Source organism: Saccharothrix isguenensis (assembly GCF_052936305.1).
Genome location: NZ_CP193626.1, coordinates 5,615,131 through 5,632,224, shown reverse-complemented (window position 1 = coordinate 5,632,224; position 17,094 = coordinate 5,615,131). Strand labels below are relative to the sequence as shown.

The 17,094-nt window shown below is 72.5% G+C and carries 18 protein-coding genes; 12 read left to right on the top strand and 6 right to left on the bottom strand.

Features of this window, described 5'->3' with window-relative positions:
- Nucleotides 1–51: 51 nt before the first annotated feature.
- The 4 genes from ACRAKI_RS24765 (at nt 52) to ACRAKI_RS24750 (ending at nt 4,489) form a co-directional block, all read left to right on the top strand.
- Nucleotides 52–789 carry an SIR2 family NAD-dependent protein deacylase gene (locus ACRAKI_RS24765; RefSeq protein WP_447002910.1) on the top strand — a complete coding sequence of 246 codons (738 nt, stop codon included), beginning with the start codon at nt 52–54 and terminating at the stop codon, nt 787–789.
- A gap of 62 nt (nt 790–851) precedes the next feature.
- Nucleotides 852–1,415 (top strand): carbonic anhydrase family protein, encoded by a 564-nt coding sequence (locus ACRAKI_RS24760; RefSeq protein WP_447002909.1) that lies wholly within the window; start codon nt 852–854, stop codon nt 1,413–1,415.
- 46 nt (nt 1,416–1,461) lie between these two features.
- Nucleotides 1,462–3,006, top strand: coding sequence for an AMP-binding protein (locus tag ACRAKI_RS24755; RefSeq protein ID WP_447002908.1), 1,545 nt, complete (start codon nt 1,462–1,464; stop codon nt 3,004–3,006).
- 148 nt (nt 3,007–3,154) lie between these two features.
- Complete coding sequence (locus tag ACRAKI_RS24750; protein ID WP_447002907.1) at nt 3,155–4,489, top strand: NlpC/P60 family protein; 1,335 nt, start codon at nt 3,155–3,157, stop codon at nt 4,487–4,489.
- Between the two features lie 12 nt (nt 4,490–4,501).
- Here the strand turns inward: ACRAKI_RS24750 and ACRAKI_RS24745 are convergent, their stop codons facing one another.
- Complete coding sequence (locus ACRAKI_RS24745; protein WP_447002906.1) at nt 4,502–5,350, bottom strand: ion transporter; 849 nt, start codon at nt 5,348–5,350, stop codon at nt 4,502–4,504.
- A gap of 400 nt (nt 5,351–5,750) precedes the next feature.
- Between ACRAKI_RS24745 and ACRAKI_RS24740 the strand changes: the two genes are divergently transcribed.
- The 7 genes from ACRAKI_RS24740 (at nt 5,751) to ACRAKI_RS24710 (ending at nt 12,549) form a co-directional block, all read left to right on the top strand.
- Nucleotides 5,751–7,178 carry a diguanylate cyclase domain-containing protein gene (locus ACRAKI_RS24740; RefSeq protein ID WP_447002905.1) on the top strand — a complete coding sequence of 476 codons (1,428 nt, stop codon included), beginning with the start codon at nt 5,751–5,753 and terminating at the stop codon, nt 7,176–7,178.
- 314 nt (nt 7,179–7,492) lie between these two features.
- Nucleotides 7,493–8,242 (top strand): MHYT domain-containing protein, encoded by a 750-nt coding sequence (locus tag ACRAKI_RS24735; protein ID WP_447002904.1) that lies wholly within the window; start codon nt 7,493–7,495, stop codon nt 8,240–8,242.
- A gap of 20 nt (nt 8,243–8,262) precedes the next feature.
- Nucleotides 8,263–8,799: a molybdenum cofactor guanylyltransferase gene (mobA, locus tag ACRAKI_RS24730; RefSeq protein WP_447002903.1), complete on the top strand. Its 537-nt coding sequence runs from the start codon at nt 8,263–8,265 to the stop codon at nt 8,797–8,799.
- A gap of 218 nt (nt 8,800–9,017) precedes the next feature.
- Nucleotides 9,018–10,049 carry an AAA family ATPase gene (locus ACRAKI_RS24725; RefSeq protein ID WP_447002902.1) on the top strand — a complete coding sequence of 344 codons (1,032 nt, stop codon included), beginning with the start codon at nt 9,018–9,020 and terminating at the stop codon, nt 10,047–10,049.
- 65 nt (nt 10,050–10,114) lie between these two features.
- The gene (locus tag ACRAKI_RS24720; protein ID WP_447008500.1) at nt 10,115–10,996 is read left to right on the top strand and encodes a DUF58 domain-containing protein; all 882 of its coding nucleotides are present in this window, start codon (nt 10,115–10,117) and stop codon (nt 10,994–10,996) included.
- A complete protein-coding gene (locus ACRAKI_RS24715; RefSeq protein ID WP_447002901.1) occupies nt 10,996–11,961 on the top strand; it encodes a VWA domain-containing protein in 966 nt (321 codons plus the stop codon). The genes ACRAKI_RS24720 and ACRAKI_RS24715 overlap by 1 nt, the downstream gene beginning before the upstream one ends.
- Nucleotides 11,962–11,979: 18 nt before the next feature.
- Nucleotides 11,980–12,549 (top strand): DUF5655 domain-containing protein, encoded by a 570-nt coding sequence (locus tag ACRAKI_RS24710; RefSeq protein WP_447002900.1) that lies wholly within the window; start codon nt 11,980–11,982, stop codon nt 12,547–12,549.
- Nucleotides 12,550–12,592: 43 nt separating this feature from the next.
- Here ACRAKI_RS24710 and ACRAKI_RS24705 read toward each other — a convergent pair whose 3' ends face one another.
- From ACRAKI_RS24705 to ACRAKI_RS24695, 3 genes are read right to left on the bottom strand one after another with little or no spacing between them, the layout of a single operon-like run.
- Entirely contained in the window at nt 12,593–13,483 is an 891-nt protein-coding gene (locus ACRAKI_RS24705) for a TAXI family TRAP transporter solute-binding subunit (protein ID WP_447002899.1), read from the bottom strand.
- The gene (locus ACRAKI_RS24700; protein WP_447002898.1) at nt 13,480–14,835 is read right to left on the bottom strand and encodes an ATP-binding protein; all 1,356 of its coding nucleotides are present in this window, start codon (nt 14,833–14,835) and stop codon (nt 13,480–13,482) included. Before ACRAKI_RS24700 ends, ACRAKI_RS24705 begins: the two co-directional genes overlap by 4 nt.
- The gene (locus ACRAKI_RS24695) at nt 14,836–15,495 is read right to left on the bottom strand and encodes a response regulator transcription factor (RefSeq protein ID WP_447008499.1); all 660 of its coding nucleotides are present in this window, start codon (nt 15,493–15,495) and stop codon (nt 14,836–14,838) included.
- A gap of 57 nt (nt 15,496–15,552) precedes the next feature.
- On the opposite strand from ACRAKI_RS24695, the gene ACRAKI_RS24690 reads away from it, so the two are divergent.
- Nucleotides 15,553–16,359 (top strand): ANTAR domain-containing protein, encoded by an 807-nt coding sequence (locus ACRAKI_RS24690; protein ID WP_447002897.1) that lies wholly within the window; start codon nt 15,553–15,555, stop codon nt 16,357–16,359.
- On the opposite strand, the gene ACRAKI_RS24685 is transcribed toward ACRAKI_RS24690, so the two are convergent.
- Entirely contained in the window at nt 16,326–16,730 is a 405-nt protein-coding gene (locus ACRAKI_RS24685; RefSeq protein ID WP_447002896.1) for a YchJ family protein, read from the bottom strand. The genes ACRAKI_RS24690 and ACRAKI_RS24685 overlap by 34 nt on opposite strands.
- Nucleotides 16,727–17,032 (bottom strand): hypothetical protein, encoded by a 306-nt coding sequence (locus tag ACRAKI_RS24680; protein WP_447002895.1) that lies wholly within the window; start codon nt 17,030–17,032, stop codon nt 16,727–16,729. Before ACRAKI_RS24680 ends, ACRAKI_RS24685 begins: the two co-directional genes overlap by 4 nt.
- Nucleotides 17,033–17,094 lie beyond the last annotated feature (62 nt).

Sequence of the window (17,094 nt, the reverse complement as noted above, 5' to 3'; positions counted from 1 at the left end):
ACGTGTCCCTCGCACCCCGACATGCTCGCAGGCGTGTGGCACGGTAGGTGCATGAGTGCACGGGACGTGATGGCCGTCGCACGGCGGATCACCGTGCTCACCGGCGCAGGGGTCTCCGTCGAGTCGGGCGTGGTGCGGTTCGGGTTCGACGCGTCGTCGTTCGCGACGTCGGCGGAGGCGCGGCGGGCGGCGTGGGAGTCCTGGCTGGACGATCCGATGTGGACGGCCGAGCCCAACGCCGCGCACCACGCGTTGGCGGTGTTGGAACGCGCCGGGCGGGTGCGGTCGCTGGTGACGCAGAACGTCGACGGGCTGCACCAGCGGGCCGGGTCTTCGTCGGTGGTGGAGCTGCACGGGTCGATGTCCCGCGTCGTGTGCGTCTCGTGTGGTGCCGCCGGTGCGATGAGCGAGGCGTTGGACCGCGTGCGCGGTGGTGACTCGCCGCCGCAGTGCGTCGTGTGCGGTGGAATCCTCCGGCCGGCCGCGGTGGCGTTCGGCGAGCCGCTGGACTCCGATGTGCTGCGCGCGGCGCGGACGGCGGCGTTGGACTGCGACGTGATGCTGGTGGCCGGGACGTCGCTCATGGTGGAGCCCGCCGCGCAGCTGGTGCCGTTGGCGGCGCGGGCGGGCGCGGCGGTGGTGATCTGCGCCCTGGAGCCGACGCCGTACGACGAACTGGCGGCTGCCGTCGTGCGCGAACCGGCCGCCTCGGCGTTGCCGGAGCTGGCGGCGGTGCCGGTGGTGGCGACCGGCCCGGTCCGCACCTGGGGCGACCCGAGCAGCTGGTAGTCACCCGTTCGGGAGGCTGGACCATCCTCTCGTGACCAGGTCCCGGTGGCAGCATCGCCGGTGTGGGAGGCCAGCAGTCACCGATCAACATCCGCGACGCCGTGGTCGTGCCGCAGTTGGCGGACGAGCTGGCCGTGCGGTGGCGCGCGGACCAGTTCAGCGCGGCCGAGGAGGGGCACGGCTGGCGCCTGCGGCCGAAGGGCGAGCACACGGTGCTCCTGTCCGGGCGCGAGTTCCGGCTCGACAACATCCACTTCCACCGCCCGAGCGAGCACTGGGTCGACGGCCGGTCGCGGGGTGCGGAGATGCACGCCGTCCACCTGAGGGCGGACGACGGCCTGCGGGCCTGCGTGGTCGCGGTGTTCCTCGGCCTCGGTGAGCCGGGCGCGTCGGAGGCGAAACCGCCGAGCGGCATCGACCTGCCCGCGCTGTTCCCCGGCGGCGGCTTCCACCGCTACGAGGGCTCGCTGACCACCGGCGAGTTCCAGGAGGTGGTGAGCTGGGTGGTGATGAGCGAACCGGTCCAAGTGGACGACCCGGCCCTGCGCGCCTTCATCCGCGCCCACGCCGACCACTCCCGCCCCGTGCAGCCCCTCAACCGCCGGTTCGTGCTGACGACCGGGTGAGCCGAACGGTGGTCAACGCGGGCGGTGGTCAATAAGGTCACGGTGCATGCGCGTACCCCTGACCGTCGCCGATTTCCTCTACCGGGCGGAGCAGGTCTTCGCCGACACGACGGCTGCCGTCGACGAGCCCGACCAGCCCGCGGCCCCCGTGCCGACCACCACCTACGGCCGGTTCGCCACCCGCGTCCGCGCCTGGCAGGCCGGGTTCGACGCGCTGGGCGTCGGCGAGGGCGAACGGGTCGCCGTGGTCAGCCACAACTCGGCCCGGCTGCTCGAACTGCTGCACGCCGTGCCCGCTTCCGGCCGCATCGCGGTGCCGGTCAACTTCCGGCTGCGCGCCGACGAGGTGTCCTACATCGTCGAGCACAGCGGCGCGTCCGTCCTGCTCGTGGACCCCGAACTGGACTTCGGACCGGATTCCGGCGGGATCACCGCCCGCCACCGGTTCGTCCTCGGCGAGCAGACCGAGTCCGAGCTGATGCGGTTCGACACCGAGCCGCGCCCGTGGAGCGAGCCCGACGAGGACGCGACCGCCACCGTCAACTACACGTCCGGCACCACCGCCCGGCCCAAGGGCGTCCAGATGACCCACCGCAACATCTGGATCAACGCGGTCACGTTCGCCATGCACGCCCGCGCGTGGGAGCGGGACGTCTACATGCACGTCCTGCCGATGTTCCACTGCAACGGCTGGGGGATGCCGTTCGGCCTCGCCGGCCTCGGCGTGCCGCAGGTCGTGCTGCGCAAGGTCGACGGCGCCGAGATCCTGAGGCGCGTGCGCGACCACGGCGTCACGCTGATGTGCGGCGCGCCCGCCGTCTGGAGCGCCGTCCTCGACGCGGCCCAGGAGTGGGACGGCGAGATCCCGGGCCGGGACCGCGTCCGGATCATCTGCGCGGGCGCGCCGCCGCCGAGCCGCACCATCGCCCGCGTCGCCGAGGAGCTGGGCTGGGAGTTCCTGCAGCTCTACGGCCTGACCGAGACGTCACCGCTGCTCACGTTCAACCGGTCCCGACCGGCTGACGACGCGCTGTCGGCGGACGACCGGGCGCGGAAGCTGTCGCGGGCGGGGGCGCCGGGGCTGGGCGGGCGGCTCAAGGTGTCCGAGAGCGGCGAGGTGCTGGCCCGCGGGAACGTCGTGATGGCCGGGTACTGGGAGAACCCCGAGGCCACCGCCGAGGCGCTGGAGGGCGGCTGGTTCCACACCGGTGACGGCGGCTCGCTGGACGACGAGGGCCACCTCACGATCTCCGACCGGAAGAAGGACGTGATCATCACCGGCGGCGAGAACGTGTCGTCCATCGAGGTGGAGGACGCCCTGTTCAGCCACCCCGCGGTGGCCGAGGCGGCGGTGATCGGCGTGCCGCACGACAGGTGGGGCGAGACGATCAAGGCGCTGATCGTGACGGCCGAGGGCGCCGAGGTGACCGAGGCGGAGCTGATCGCGCACTGCAAGACCCGGCTCGCCGGCTACAAGGCGCCGACGTCGGTGGAGTTCCGCGACGCCATCCCGCGCACCGCCACCGGCAAGGTGCAGAAGTTCAAGCTGCGCGCGCCGTACTGGTCCGACCTGGACCGCGAGGTCAACTGAGGGCCCTCGGTCGCCGATGGACAGGATGTTTGAGACGCGTGCTGTGACCCATGTGGTTGATGTTCACGCCGGGACCATTGGAATCAGTGAGGTGGGAGTGGCAGAGTCGGATCCCGTGACGCCATTCGGCGTAACGCGGATCGGCTGAATGCGCGAGGAGGCGGGGGTCGTGACGCGGTGGATGGTCCCGATCGTGGTCTCGCTGATCACCGTGGTGGGTCTGGCGGGCACGGCCGTCGCCGTGCCGCCACCACCTCCCAATCCCAGTGACGCCGAGATCGGCGCCGGCCGGCAGCAGGCGGACGCGAAGGCAGCGCTGGTCGGCGAGCTGACCGGTCGGCTCACCGACGCCGAGGCCCGCCTGCGGCAGCTGACCGACGACGTCGCGTTCAAGATGGAGCTGGCGAACAAGGCGCGGGTCGACCTGGAAACCGCGCGGGACGAGGCCGACCGGGCGCGCCGCGAGGCGGAGGCGGCGAAGGTCGAGGCCGACGCCGCCGGTCACGCCGTCGAGCAGGCCCGCGTCCGGCTGGACGAGTTCGCCGGCGCCAGCTTCCGGCAGGGCAGCCTCGTCGGCTCGGTCTCCGCCTACATCGGCGCGTCCAGCCCGGAGGACCTGCTCGCCCGCGCGCAGCTGCTGGAGGCGGTCAGCGAGTCCAGCCTCGACGCGCTGGACGACGTGGAGCGCAGCCGGGGCGAGAAGGCGAACAAGGACGCCGCCGCCCGTGCCGCGCTCGACCTGGCCGGCCGGAAGGAGGCCACCGCCGAGCAGGCGAAGCAGCAGGCGGACGCCGCCCAGGCCGCCGCTTCCGAGGCACAGCGGGGCGAGGCCGCCGCCGCGCAGCGCATCCGAGACGACAAGGCCGCGGTGGAGGGTGAGCTCGACCAGGCGTTGGGCGCGGTGGAAGGGTTGGAAGGCCAGCGCGCCCAGTACAACCAGTGGCTGGCCGACAAGCGCCGCGCGGAGGAGGAAGCCGCGCGCCAGGCGGCACTGGCCGCGGCTGCTGCCGCTCAGCCCGCGCCACCGCCGGCCGTTCGTCCGCAGCCCGTGGTGCGGCCGAGCCCCGGCGGCGTGGAGACCGTCGTCGCCCGTGCGATGAGCCAACTCGGCGTGCGGTACTCCTGGGGAGGCGGCAACTACGACGGCCCGACCGTCGGCATCCGCGACGGCGGCGTCGGCGACGCGCACGGCGACTACTACAGCGTCGGCTTCGACTGCTCGGGGCTGATGATGTACGCGTTCGCGGGTGTGGGCGTTTACCTGCCGCACTACAGCGGCTACCAGTACAACGCCGGCCGCAAGGTGCCGCTCGCCCAGGCGCAGCGCGGCGACATGCTGTTCTGGGGTCCGGGCGGCGGCACCCACGTCGCCCTGTACCTGGGCGGCGGCATGATGGTCGAGGCGCCGTACTCCGGCTCGTCCGTCCGCGTCGCCCCCGTCCGGTACGGCGGGATCATGCCGTACGCCACGCGCCTGCTGTAGCCGCTGTCTCGCTCAGCCGCGATCGCCCACCGGTTCGAGGCGCAGCGCCCGCACTTCCTCGCGCAGCGCCCTGATCTCCTCCAGCAGCCGGTCGTCCGGGGCGCTCGCCTTCGCGGGCTTGTCGGGCTCGGGTTCGGGCTGGGGCTGGGGCTGGGGACTGGACTCGGACCGGGGTTCGGATTCGGATTCGGACTCCATCGCGCTGCACACCACCGCGATGAACAGGTTCAGCATGGTGAACGTGCCGACGAGCAGGTAGACCAGGAAGAAGACCCAGGCCAGCGGTTGCGTGGCCATCAGGTCCCGCATCACGTCCGACCAGCCGTCACCGGTGGTGATCTGGAACAGCGTCAGCACGGTCGACCCGAGGTCGCCGAAGCGGGGATCGCCGCTGGGGCGGAACAGGTTGATGGCGACCACACCGCTGACGTACAGCAGCAGCACGAGCAGACCGGACAGCGACAGCAGGCCCGGGATCGACCGCACCAGCGCGGTCACCACGCGGCGCATGCTCGGCACCATCGCGACCAGGCGCAGCGCGCGCAGGATGCGCAGCGCCCGGATCACGGACAGCGGCCCGGCGGCGGGCAGCAGGGCGATGCCGACCACGGCGAGGTCGAAGCAGTTCCACGGGTCGCGGAAGAACCGGAGGCGGTGCGCGTAGAACCGCGCGGCCAACTCGGCGACGAAGATCACCATGGCGGCGTTGTCCAGCATGGTCAACAGGCCGCCGTACGACGAAACCACGGCCGGTGACGTCTCGCAGCCGAGGGCGATCGCGTTGACCACGATCACCCCGATGATCATCCGCTGGAAGCGCTTGCCGTCCACGACGTCGCGGACGCGGTCGCGCAAGACCATGCCGAACTCCTCCCGCACAGGTCTGGATCTCGCTCGATCGAGCACCGCCCCATCGGCAGGTCGCGCGTACGGCTTGAGCCGGTTCACCTGGTCGAGCGGGAGCGGGATGGCGGGGTCGGGACTCGGATTGCCCGGTCCACTGTGGACTCAGGGCGAATATGCCCCTTATTCGGCGTGGTGGCGAATCAGTGTCCCGAAATGCGGATATTTGGTAATTTCGGTCATGATCACCCGAATGCGCGACACGGATTCGGTAACGTCCGGAGATCTGAGGGAAGTCACGTCCAGGGGGGACCATGACGGCCGGCTCACTGCTGCCCGATGACGGCGGGGCGAACACCGGGAGACGTGGCCGCGGTGCCGCGGACCAGGCCGCGCCGCGGTTCCCCAGCGCGTCGCGATGAACGGCCGCTTCCACCAGGCGGTGCTCGAACACGCCGACGCCGCGGTGCTGGTGGTCGACCCGACCGACCTCTCCGTCCGGTGGGCTTCCCCGGCGGCGCGGCGGCTGTTCGGCGCTGCGTCCGGTGTCCTGCCCGACCTGGTGGCGTCCTGCCACGCGGCGGCGGTCGGCACGTTCCTCCAGGCGGTGGGCCGCACGGGCGCGTCGCGGTGCACGTGCGCGGTGCCGGTGGAGGGGTCCGTGCACCGGCGCGTCGACCTCGTCGCCCGAGACCTGACCGAGGACCCGGACGTGCGCGGCCTGGTGGTGGTGGCGCTCGACGTCACGGGCTGGGCGGAGGCGGCGGACGAACTGGGCAGCCGGCTCAACACCGACGTGCTGACCGGTCTGGCGAACCGCACCGGATTCCTGCCCCGGCTGGAGCAGGCGGTGCGCGGCGCGCCGGGCACGGTGCTGCTGTTCCTCGACCTCGACCAGTTCAAGGAGGTCAACGACCACCACGGCCACGCGGTGGGCGACCACGTGCTGCGCCTCGTCGCGTTCCGGCTGGCCGCCGTCGTGACCGGTCGCGGCACGGCGGCGCGGCTCGGCGGCGACGAGTTCGTCGTGCTGCTCGACCGGCTGGACGAACAGCAGGCCATCGCCGCCGCGCGCGAGATCCTGTCCGTGATCGCCACGCCGGTGACGTTGGCGGACGGCGTGGTCCGGGTGTCGGTGTCGGCCGGCATCACGTTCGTCCGGCCGGGTCACGGCGCGGAGGACCTGCTGCACCAGGCGGACCTGGCGATGTACCGGGCGAAGACGATCGGCCCGGTGGGCGTGGCCGTGTACGACGAGGACCTGGAGGACTGGGCGCTGGCCCGCAAGCACCAGGTCGACCGGCTCGCCGAACGGCTGGAGGAGCTGCACGCGGAGAACCGGGCGCTGGCCGAGGCGGCGACCATCGACCAGCGGACCGGCCTGCCGAACCCGGCCACGTTCGACGCCGACCACGCCGGGCTCAACCGCGTGGGCGAGCCGTACGGCCTGCTGCTGGTCGACATCGACCGCTTCCACAGCTACAACACCCTGTACCGCTACCTGGCCGGGCACGAGACGTTGCGCGAGGTCGGCCAGGCCATCCACCGCACCGCCCGGTCCGCCGACCGCGCGTACCGGTACGGGGGCGAGGAGTTCACCGTGCTGCTGCCGGACACCCGGCTGGAGGGCGCGCTGGCGTTGGGCGAGCGGATCAGGCAGGCGGTGGAACGGCTGGGCGTCGAGCACCGGGGCAACGCCGGCGGGGTGGTGACGGTGTCGATCGGCGTGGTGGAGGTGCTGCCCGGCGCGTCGGTGACCGATGCGGTGGAGGAGGCGAGCGTGGCGGTGCTGGAGGCGAAGGACGCCGGTCGGAACCGGGTGGTCGGCCGGCGGGCGGGCGGTTAGCCGTCCTGGGTGGTCACGACGCGACCCGCCCGTCGCGGTCGGGGGAGGTGGGGCGCTGGCGGACCCCTGGTTGGTCCACTCCGCAGGTTGAGGCGCGATTTGTGGACTCTCACCCACATGGGGGCAGGTGTGGGCCGTTCAGCGCAGGGCATGACTACCCACAGTAGAGAAATAGGCCATCTCGATTGCGACTTTATGAACATGCCTGGTCCGATGTGGTGAAAGTGATTACAGCGGGTTAGGAATGTGGCGTGCCGCCGAGTTCATGGGGAAGCGCGGCGCGCCTCACCTGGACCCAGGATCGGTGTGCCCTTGTGAACCACGACTCGATGCAGCACTTCTCGGACGGTCTCTCCACCCTCGCGCTCGCCTACGTCGTCTCCGTCGTCGGCTCGCTGCTGGGCCTGGCGTGCATGGCCCGCGCCCGCGCGGAGCAGGCCCGCGGCGCCAAGGTGCGGTGGACGGTGTTCGGCGCGGTCTCGATCGGCGGCGTCGCCATCTGGCTCATGCACTTCATCGCCATGCTGGGCTTCGACGTGCCCGGCACGGCGGTCAAGTACTCGGCGCCCGTCACCGCGCTGTCCGCCGCGGTCGCGATCGGGGTGGTCGGGGTCGGGCTGTCCCTGGTCACGCTCCTGCGGTTCACCAGGATGCGGCTGCTGATCGCGGGTGCGGTGGCCGGGCTCGGCGTGGCCGGGATGCACTACATGGGCATGTCCGCGATCCGGTTCCGGGGTGAGATCTCCTACGACCGGACCATGGTCGTGCTGTCGTGCGTGATCGCTGTGGTGGCCGCGACCGCCGCGTTCTGGTTCACCCTGGTGGTGAAGGCGACGGTGGCGCGGCTGGCGGCCGGGTTGATCATGGGGGTGGCGGTCACCGGGATGCACTACACCGGCATGGCGGCGGTGCGGGTGGACGTCGACCCGGCGTTCGACGTGCCGGTGGGCACGAGCGTGTTCGACCTGGTGTTCCCGGTGTTCGTGACGAGCGCGCTGGTGGTGGCGGCGCTGCTGTGGATGCTGTTCACCGCGGAGGACGACGCGCTGGGCGAGCCCGCGTAGGTCGCGGCTACCGTTGGCGCGTGACGTCCTGGGCGGCGGTGGTCCTCGCGGGTGGGCGGGGCAGCAGGCTGGGCGGGGTCGACAAGGCGTCGGTCGTGGTCGACGGCCGCACGCTCCTCGACCACGTGCTGACCGCCGTTGCGCCCGCACGGCAGACCGTCGTCGTCGGTCCGGGCAAGGACGGTGTGCCCGGCGTGACGTGGGCACGGGAGGACCCGCCGGGCGGGGGACCGCTGGCGGGCTTGGCGGCAGGGCTCGCGCACGTGGACGCCGAGGTGGTCGTGGTGCTGGCGGTGGACCAGCCGGGCATCACGCGGTCCACGGTGGACCGGCTGCTGGCGGCGGTCGGTGACACCGGTGCGGTGCTCGTGGACGATGCCGGCCGGCATCAGTGGCTCACCGGCGCGTGGCGCACGGAAGCGCTGCGCAGCGCACTGCCCGCCGACCCCCGTGACGTCTCGATGCGCTCCGTCCTCGGCCCGTTGACCCCGGTGACCGTCGCCGCCCGGCCAGGTGAGGCGCACGACGTCGACACCCCCCACGACCTCACCCGATAACGGCCTCAGCGCGCGGCTCGCGGTGCCCGACCGGAGGACTCGCGGTGCCCGATCGGAGGACTCGCGGTGCCTGAGTGGTCGACGGGTCAGCGCGAGCCGGCAGGCGGTCACGCGTGCGGGAACGGGCCGTCGAGCACGTCAGGACCCCCTTCACAAGGTCCATACCGTCGTCGGGGGAGACTGGGCGGGCAGTCGCACAACCCTGTCGAGGAGGACCTTTGTCCGAGCCCGCCGCCGAGGCGATCCACACGCCGGCTCGTGACGCCCAGCTGCTCGAACGCACCGTGTTCGAGGTCAAGCGGGTGATCGTCGGTCAGGACCGGCTGGTCGAGCGGATGCTCGTCGGTCTGCTGGCCAAGGGCCACCTGCTGCTGGAGGGCGTGCCCGGCGTGGCCAAGACGCTGGCCGTGGAGACTTTCGCCAACGTCGTCGGCGGCTCGTTCTCCCGCGTCCAGTTCACCCCCGACCTGGTGCCCGCCGACATCCTCGGCACCCGCATCTACCGCCAGGGCAGCGAGACGTTCGACGTCGAGCTCGGCCCGGTGGTGGCGAACTTCGTGCTCGCCGACGAGATCAACCGCGCGCCCGCCAAGGTCCAGTCGGCGATGCTGGAGGTCATGGCCGAGCGGCACGTGTCCATCGGCGGCAAGACCTTCCCGATGCCCAACCCGTTCCTGGTCCTGGCCACCCAGAACCCGATCGAGAACGAGGGCGTCTACCCGCTGCCCGAGGCCCAGCGCGACCGGTTCCTGTTCAAGATCCAGGTCGAGTACCCGACGGCCGAGGAGGAGCGGGAGATCGTCTACCGGATGGGCGTCGAGTCGCCGGTGCCCAGCCAGGTGCTCGGCGCGGACGAGCTGGTCCGCCTCCAGGGCGTGGCCTCGCGGGTGTTCGTGCACCACGCGCTGGTCGACTACGTGGTGCGGGTGGTCATCGCGACCCGCGCGCCCAAGGAGCACCAGCTCAACGACGTGGCCGGGTGGGTCGCGTACGGCGCCTCGCCGCGCGCCAGCCTCGGCATCATCGCCGCCGCGCGCGCCCTGGCCCTGGTCCGCGGGCGCGACTACGTGCTGCCGCAGGACGTCGTGGACGTGGTGCCGGACGTGCTGCGCCACCGCCTGGTGCTGTCCTACGACGCGCTGGCCGACGGCGTCCCGCTGGACCACATCATCACCCGGGTGCTCCAGACCGTGCCGTTGCCGCAGGTCTCGGCACGTCCGCAGGCCCCGCAGCCCGCGGGCAGGCCGTGACCGAGTCGACTCCGGCGATCCCCGAGCGGCCGAACTGGGCGCCGCCGATCCTGCACGGCGGTCGGATGGAAGCGGCGCTGCGCACGCTCGAACTGGAGGTCCGCCGCCGGCTCGACGGGCTGCTCCAGGGCAACCACCTGGGCCTCGTCCCCGGACCGGGCTCCGAGCCCGGCGAGGCGCGGCCCTACCAGCCCGGCGACGACGTCCGGCGGATGGACTGGGCGGTCACCGCCCGCACCACCGTGCCGCACATCCGGGAGACGGTCGCCGACCGCGAGCTGGAGACGTGGCTCGCGATCGACCTGTCCCCGAGCCTCGACTTCGGCACGGCGGCGTGCGAGAAGCGTGACCTCGCGGTCGCCGCGACGGCCGCGGTCGCGCACCTGACCCGTGGCGGCGGCAACCGGATCGGCGCCTTGGTGTCGACCGGCGAGAACCTGGCCCGGGTGCCGGCGCGCGGCGGCCTGGCGCACTCGCGGGGCCTGATCCGCAAGGTCGCCGAGACACCCCGCGCGCCGGAGGGCACCCGCGGTTCGCTGGCCGAGGTGGTCGAGCAGTTGCGCCGCCCGCCGCGTCGCCGCGGTCTGGTCGTGGTGATCTCGGACTTCCTCGGCGGCACGGACTGGCAGCGCCCGCTGCGCGCGTTGTCCGCCCGGCACGACCTGGTGGCCATCGAGGTGATCGACCCGCGCGACATCGACTTGCCGGACGTCGGCACGGTCGTGCTGGCCGACCCGGAGAGCGGTCGGCAACGCGAGGTGGTGGCGTCCCCGTTGTTGCGCCGCGAGTTCGCGGCGGCGGCGGCCGAACACCGTGCCGAGGTGGCCTCCGGCCTGCGCCGCGCCGGTGCGGGCCACCTGGTCCTGCGCACCGACTCGGACTGGATCGCCGACATTGTCCGCTTCGTCGTCGCACGCAAGCGCCGCTGGTCGGGAGGGGTGGCCTGATGAGCCTGTCCGGCTTCACCGCGCCGTGGTGGTTCCTGCTGCTCCTCGTGGTGGCGGCGCTCGCGGTGTTCTACGTGGTGCTGCAACGCGTGCTGCGCAAGCGGACGCTGCGGTTCGCCAACCTGCCGATGCTGGAGAAGGTCGCGCCCAAGCGGCAGGGCTGGTACAGGCACGTGCCGGCGGCGTTGCTGATGGTGGCGTTCATCGTGCTGACGGTGGCGCTGGCCGGGCCGACCGCCGAGCAGAAGGTGCCGCGCAACCGCGCGACCGTGATGCTGGTGATCGACACGTCGCTGTCGATGAAGTCGACGGACGTCAAGCCGTCCCGGCTGGAGGCCGCGCAGGTCGCCGCCAAGTCGTTCGCCGACGGGCTCACGCCGGGCATCAACCTCGGGCTGATCTCGTTCGCCGGGTCGGCCACCGTGCTGGTCGCGCCGACCACCGACCGCGAGGCGGTCACCCAGAGCATCGACGGGCTGAAGCTCGCCCAGTCGACGGCCACCGGTGACGCGATCGTGGCCGCGCTGGCGGCGGTCGACTCGTTCGGCAAGGTCGTCGGCGGCGCGGACGGCCCACCGCCGGCGCGCGTCGTGCTGATGACCGACGGCAAGGAGACGGTCGGCACCCGCAAGGCGACCGAGGCGGCCGATGACGCGAAGAAGGCCGGCATCCCGATCTCCACGATCTCGTTCGGCACCGAGGACGGCGTGGTCGAGATCGAGGGACGGCAGCAGGAAGTGCCGGTGGACGACGATTCCATGAAGGAGATCGCCGAGCGGTCCGGCGGTGAGTTCTTCAAGGCGGCGAGCGCCGAGGAGCTGCGCCGGGTGTACGACACGCTGGGCGAGCAGATCGGTTACGAGAAGAAGCAGGCCGACGCGTCGCGGCCGTGGGTGGTGTTGGGCACCGTGCTGGGGATGGTCGCCGTGGCCGGCGCGCTGCTCTTCGGGCAACGTCTGCCCTGAGCGGGCAGGATGTCGGCCGTGGTGTCGACGAGGTTGCGGGAGATGGTCGACTGGTCCGCGGCGCAGCTGCGCCGCGGCACCGGCGAGGGCGTGCCCGAGTGGAACCGGCGGGTGCTGTCCTCGGGGCTCGGCAACGAGCGTGACCTGCGGGTCTGGCTGCGGGAGCAGGGTGTCACCGGGTACCCGCAGATGCTGTTGGTGATGGAGCGGTTCGGCTACCCGGACGTGCTGGAGGCGTCGTCGGACGCGTTGGTGGACGCCCAGTACGCCGACCGGCCCGAGCTGCGTCCCATCCTCGACCGGCTGCTGGCCGAGGCGGCGTTGCTGGGGCCGATGCGCGTCCAGGCGCGCAAGACGTACGTGGCGCTGGTGTCGCCGCGGCGCACGTTCGCCATCGTCAAGGCGACTTCGCGCGCCCGCGTCGACCTGGGCCTGCGGTTGGCCGGCCACGAGGCGACCGGTCGCCTCGAAGCGGCGCGTTCCCTGGGCAACGACACCATCACCGTCCGGATCGGCATCGTCAGCGCCGACGACGTGGACGACGACACCCTCTGCCTGCTCCGCGAGGCCTACACCGCCAACACATGACCCCGTGAGTCCTCCGTTCAGGACGGAGGACTCACGCGGGGGGTCAGCCGTGGATGGTGCGGTAGGTGGCGGCGGCGCCGGGGTGGAGGGGGAGGCCGGCGGTGCCGATCAGACTGCGGACGTCCAGGAACTGGGTGCCGAGCGTCTGCTGGGGCACCAGGGCGGCGGCACGGGAGATCAACGTGCGGGTGATCGCGGCGGCCACCGCGTCCGGCAGCGACGCCCGGCACACCAGCAGGTTCGCCACCCCGATCGTCGGCACCTCGCGGGTCGCCCCGTAGACGCCCACCGGCACCGGCACCTGCTCGTACACCGAACCGTGCGCCGCGCGCAGACCGGGCAGCAGCTCGGCGAGCGGCAGCAGCCGGATCCCGGTCAGCCCGTCCAACATCGGCGTCGGCACCCCGCCCGACCACAGCAGCGCGTCGATCCGCCGTTCCACCAACGCCTGGGCGGCGTCGCCGAGCCTGAAGTGCTCCACCCGCACCGAGTCCCGCAGACCCAGGGCGACCAGCATCCGCTCACCGGACAGCGACGCGCCCGACCCCTCGGCGCCCAGCGACAGGGTCCGCCCGGCCAGGTCGGCGGGCATCCGCGCCGGATCGTCCTCGCGCACCACGAGCTGGAGGTAGTTCTCGTACACCCGACCGAGGGCACGCAGCTCCAGACCGGGATCGGCGACGCGGGCCGAGTCGGCGAGCGTCAGCACGACCTGGGCCCGACCGTCGGCGAGCAGGGCCAGGTTCGCCAGGCTGCCCTCCGTCTCCAGCACCCGCCCGCGCACGTCGACCAGCTGCTCGGCGAGCAGGGTGGCGAAGTCGAAGTACATCCCGCCGCGCTCACCGGCCGCGATGGCCAACTCGCCGGACGGCGCCCCAGCGGTGCACCCGGCCGTGCCGGCCAGCAGCCCGAGGAGGAACACCCGCCGGTTCACAGCACCGGCTCCAGCGGCAGCGTCACGCGCGCGGTGAACCCGTCCACCGAGGACAACGACAGGACGCCCTGCCGCGCCTTGACCAACTGGTCCGCGATCGCCAGGCCGAGCCCCGTGCCCGGCTTCCCCGACCGCCCGCGCCAGAACCTCGACGTCGCCAACGCCAGCTCCTCCGCCGTCAACCCCGGACCGTCGTCGTGCACCTCGACCCACCCCACACCGGCCGAACGGTCCGCGCCCAGCGACACCCGCACCGCCCCGCCGTACTTCACCGCGTTGTCCAGCAACACGTCCAGCACCTGCGCCAGGTCCGACTCCGGGCAGCGCACCAGCACCGGCAGCGTCGGCGTCCCGGGTACCGGGACCTGCCAGAACCCGGCCCGGTCCACCGCCAGCGCGCCCACGTCGGTCAACCCGGGCTCACGCCCACCCGCCGCGACCTCCGTGGCCGCGCTCTCCGCCGAAGCCAACGCCAACAGCCCGTCCAGCAGCGACTCCAGCCGCTCGATCTCGGCCACGCCCGCCGCGTACGCACGCAGGCCCTCGGGCTTCACCTGCCCGCTCAACGTGTCCATCCGCAGCCGCAACGCCGCCATCGGGTTCCGCAACTGGTGCGACGCGTCCGCGATCAGCCGCCGCTGCTGGTCGGCGGCCTCCGTCACGGCGTCCGACATCCGGTTGAACGACTCCGACAGCTCCCGCACCTCCGGCGGCCCGCTGCTGCTCGCCACGTGCGCCCGACGTTCGCCCGCCGCCACCGCACGCACGCCGACCGCCAACTCCGCCAGCGGTCTCAGCAGCCACCGGGTCACCGCGGCGACCAGCAGCACCGAGATCAACGCCGCCGCCACCGCGCCACCCAGGATCAGCAGCCACCGCCCGGTCACGTCCGCCGCCGCGCGGTCCACCGACGCCCGGAGCACCACCGCCCCCGCCACCCGCGTGCCCGTGCCGACCGGTCGGGCGAACACCACGTCCCCCGACGACCACGGCAGCACCGTGGGCACCGACGACGCCGGCTGGTTGCGCAGGGCCGCGTCCAACACCCGCGCCAACGCGGGGTCGTCGGAGGTCAGACCGGCCTGGGCGACGGGCCGGCGGCGCGCGTCGACCACCACGACCGGCTCGCCGTACAGCTCGACGTACGCGGCGACCTCGTCCACCAGGGCCGCGCTGTCACCGGTCGTCTCCGCCTGCTGGGCCAGCGCGGCGAACCGGTCCAGGTCGGCGGTGCGGGTCAGCACGAACCGCTGGGTGCGCTCGGCGGCCGTCGCCGACAACAGGGGCACGGCGAACGCCGCCACGGCGGCAGCGGAGAACAGCAGCAGCACCAGCAGCAGGCGGCGGCGCATTCACCCACCCAACCGGTAGCCGAAACCGCGGATGGTGGTGAGCAGACCGGGGCGGTCCAGCTTCGCCCGCAACCCCGCGAGGTGCACGTCCAACGACCGAGACACCGCCAGGTACGCGTCGCCCCAGACCTCGTCCATCAGCTGCTGCCGGCTCACCGCCGTGCCGGCCCGACTCGCCAACGCCGCGAGCACGTCGAACTCCTTGGTGGTCAACAAGACCTCCGCGTCCCCGACGACGACCCGCCTGCCCTCCAGGTCGATCTCCACGTCACCCACCCGAACGGTGCGGCCCTTCGGTCCGGTGAGCGCCGAGCTGCGCCGCGCGACCGCGTCCATCCGGGCCAGCAGCTCGCCCAGCCGGACCGGTTTCACCAGGTAGTCGTCCGCGCCGAGGCGCAGGCCGCGCACCAGCGACCGCTCGTCACCCCGTGCGGTGAGCACCAACACTGGAACGGGTGACACCCTGCGGATCTTGCGCAGCACCTCCAGCCCGTCGGTGTCGGGCAGGCCCAGGTCGAGCAGCAGGAGGTCGAAATCACGGTGGACGAGCAGCGCGTCCGCACCGCGCGCCACGCGGCTCGGCCGGTGGTCGTTCGCCTCCAGCGCCTCGACGAGGGCGTCCGCGACCCCGTCGTCGTCCTCGACGAGCAGCACGCGCACTTCGTCCACCACCTTCGATTGGGGCGATTATGGCCCCCGAGGTGTAGACAATGGCTTGTGAGCATCGAAGCGCAAGTACCAGCGGCCCTGCTGGACGAGGCCAGCGAGGCGCTGGAAGAACTGGCCGGCGTGCTGGTGACCGGCCAGACACTGAACGACGCGCTCCAGCAGTTGGTCGAATCGGCGTCGCGGGTCATCCCGGACGCCGAGAACGTGAGCGTGACCGTCGTCGGGCCCGAGGGCGCGTCGACGGAGGCCTGGACCGACGAGAAGGTCGTCGAGATCGACCGGAAGCAGTATGCGATCGGTGATGGGCCGTGCCTGGAAGCCTCCAGGACCCAGCGCCCGGTGCGCGCCACCGTGAAGAGCGGCCGGGAGAAGTGGCCCGAGTTCGCCGCCGCCGCCGAAGAAGCGGGCGTGCAGGCGTACCTGTCCGCGCCGATCGTGGTCGAGAACGACGTGATCGGCTCGCTGAACCTCTACAGCTCGGACGCCCGCGCGTTCGACCCGTTCGACGAGGCGCTGTTGCGGCTGTTCGTCACCGCCGCCTCCACCTCCATCACCGGGTTCCGCAAGTACGAGCGGTCACGGCGGCTGGTCGAGCACCTGCAGCGCGCGCTGGACTCGCGTGCGGAGATCGACCAGGCCAAGGGTGTGCTGATGGCCGCGCACGGCGTCGGCGCCCAGGAGGCGTTCACCCGACTGGTGGATGAGTCGCAGAGGCACAACACCAAGCTGCGTGACGTGGCCCGGAACCTGCTGGCCTCCGTGCGCAAGCCCGGAGCTGAGGCCCCGGAGGCTGAGGCCCCGCAGGACGTGGCTGCTGAAGGTCAGGCCCCGGAGGGTCCGACCGGGGACAAGTAGAGCCAGGCGCCGTCCTCCCGGACGAAACGGCTGTTCTCGTGCAGCACGTCGCGTTGACCCCGCACGCGGTAGTGGGCTCGGAACTCCACCGTGCCGGTCGTCTGGAACGGCGTGCCGCCGGTCCGGGCCAGGACCTCCAGATGGGTCCAGCGCTGGTCGGGATCCAGGTCCACGGACGCCGGCCGGGTGGACGGGTGCCAGGTCGCCAGGAGGTAGTCCTCCTGGCCCAGGGCGAACGCGCTGTAGCGGGAGCGCATCAGCGCTTCGGCGGTCGGCGCCGTGCGGTGGCCCTGGTGGAACGGGCCGCAGCACGTTTCGTAGGGGTCGCCCAGCCCGCACGGGCAGCGGGTCGTCACCCGCGTGGACGTCATTCCGGCCGGTCGCACGGGGTGCGGCCGGAACGGTCGTAGCGCACCCAGGCCAGCGCGTTCTCCGCCTCCCGGTCGCCGGCGGCGGCCTCGGCGGAGAGCGACGCGTGCACCTGGTAGCGCAGGTCCGCGGGCACGGCCGGGTTGGTGAGCAGGTTCGCCCGGATCGCCGGCCGCGGGTCGTCGGCGAGCACCGCCAACGCCTCGGCGGGCGCGGCGGGATCGGTCGACAGCGCCTCGCGCACCGCGTCGTCCGGGTCGCGGGCCAGGGCGACACCGTGCGCCACGGACATCGGTTCGGTCACGCAGCCAGGATAGAGAGGGAAGCGGCCCCCCTCCCGTTGACTGCCAGTCGGGGAGGGGAGCC

Excerpts from the sequence above, each read along its gene's own strand:
- ACRAKI_RS24765 (WP_447002910.1), top strand. The coding sequence starts at position 52 with ATGAGTGCACGGGACGTGATGGCCGTCGCACGGCGGATCACCGTGCTC.
- ACRAKI_RS24755 (WP_447002908.1), top strand. The coding sequence starts at position 1,462 with ATGCGCGTACCCCTGACCGTCGCCGATTTCCTCTACCGGGCGGAGCAG.
- ACRAKI_RS24750 (WP_447002907.1), top strand. The coding sequence starts at position 3,155 with ATGCGCGAGGAGGCGGGGGTCGTGACGCGGTGGATGGTCCCGATCGTG.
- ACRAKI_RS24745 (WP_447002906.1), bottom strand. The coding sequence starts at position 5,350 with ATGGTCTTGCGCGACCGCGTCCGCGACGTCGTGGACGGCAAGCGCTTC.
- ACRAKI_RS24740 (WP_447002905.1), top strand. The coding sequence starts at position 5,751 with ATGAACGGCCGCTTCCACCAGGCGGTGCTCGAACACGCCGACGCCGCG.
- ACRAKI_RS24720 (WP_447008500.1), top strand. The coding sequence starts at position 10,115 with ATGGAAGCGGCGCTGCGCACGCTCGAACTGGAGGTCCGCCGCCGGCTC.
- ACRAKI_RS24715 (WP_447002901.1), top strand. The coding sequence starts at position 10,996 with ATGAGCCTGTCCGGCTTCACCGCGCCGTGGTGGTTCCTGCTGCTCCTC.
- ACRAKI_RS24700 (WP_447002898.1), bottom strand. The coding sequence starts at position 14,835 with ATGCGCCGCCGCCTGCTGCTGGTGCTGCTGCTGTTCTCCGCTGCCGCC.
- ACRAKI_RS24685 (WP_447002896.1), bottom strand. The coding sequence starts at position 16,730 with ATGACGTCCACGCGGGTGACGACCCGCTGCCCGTGCGGGCTGGGCGAC.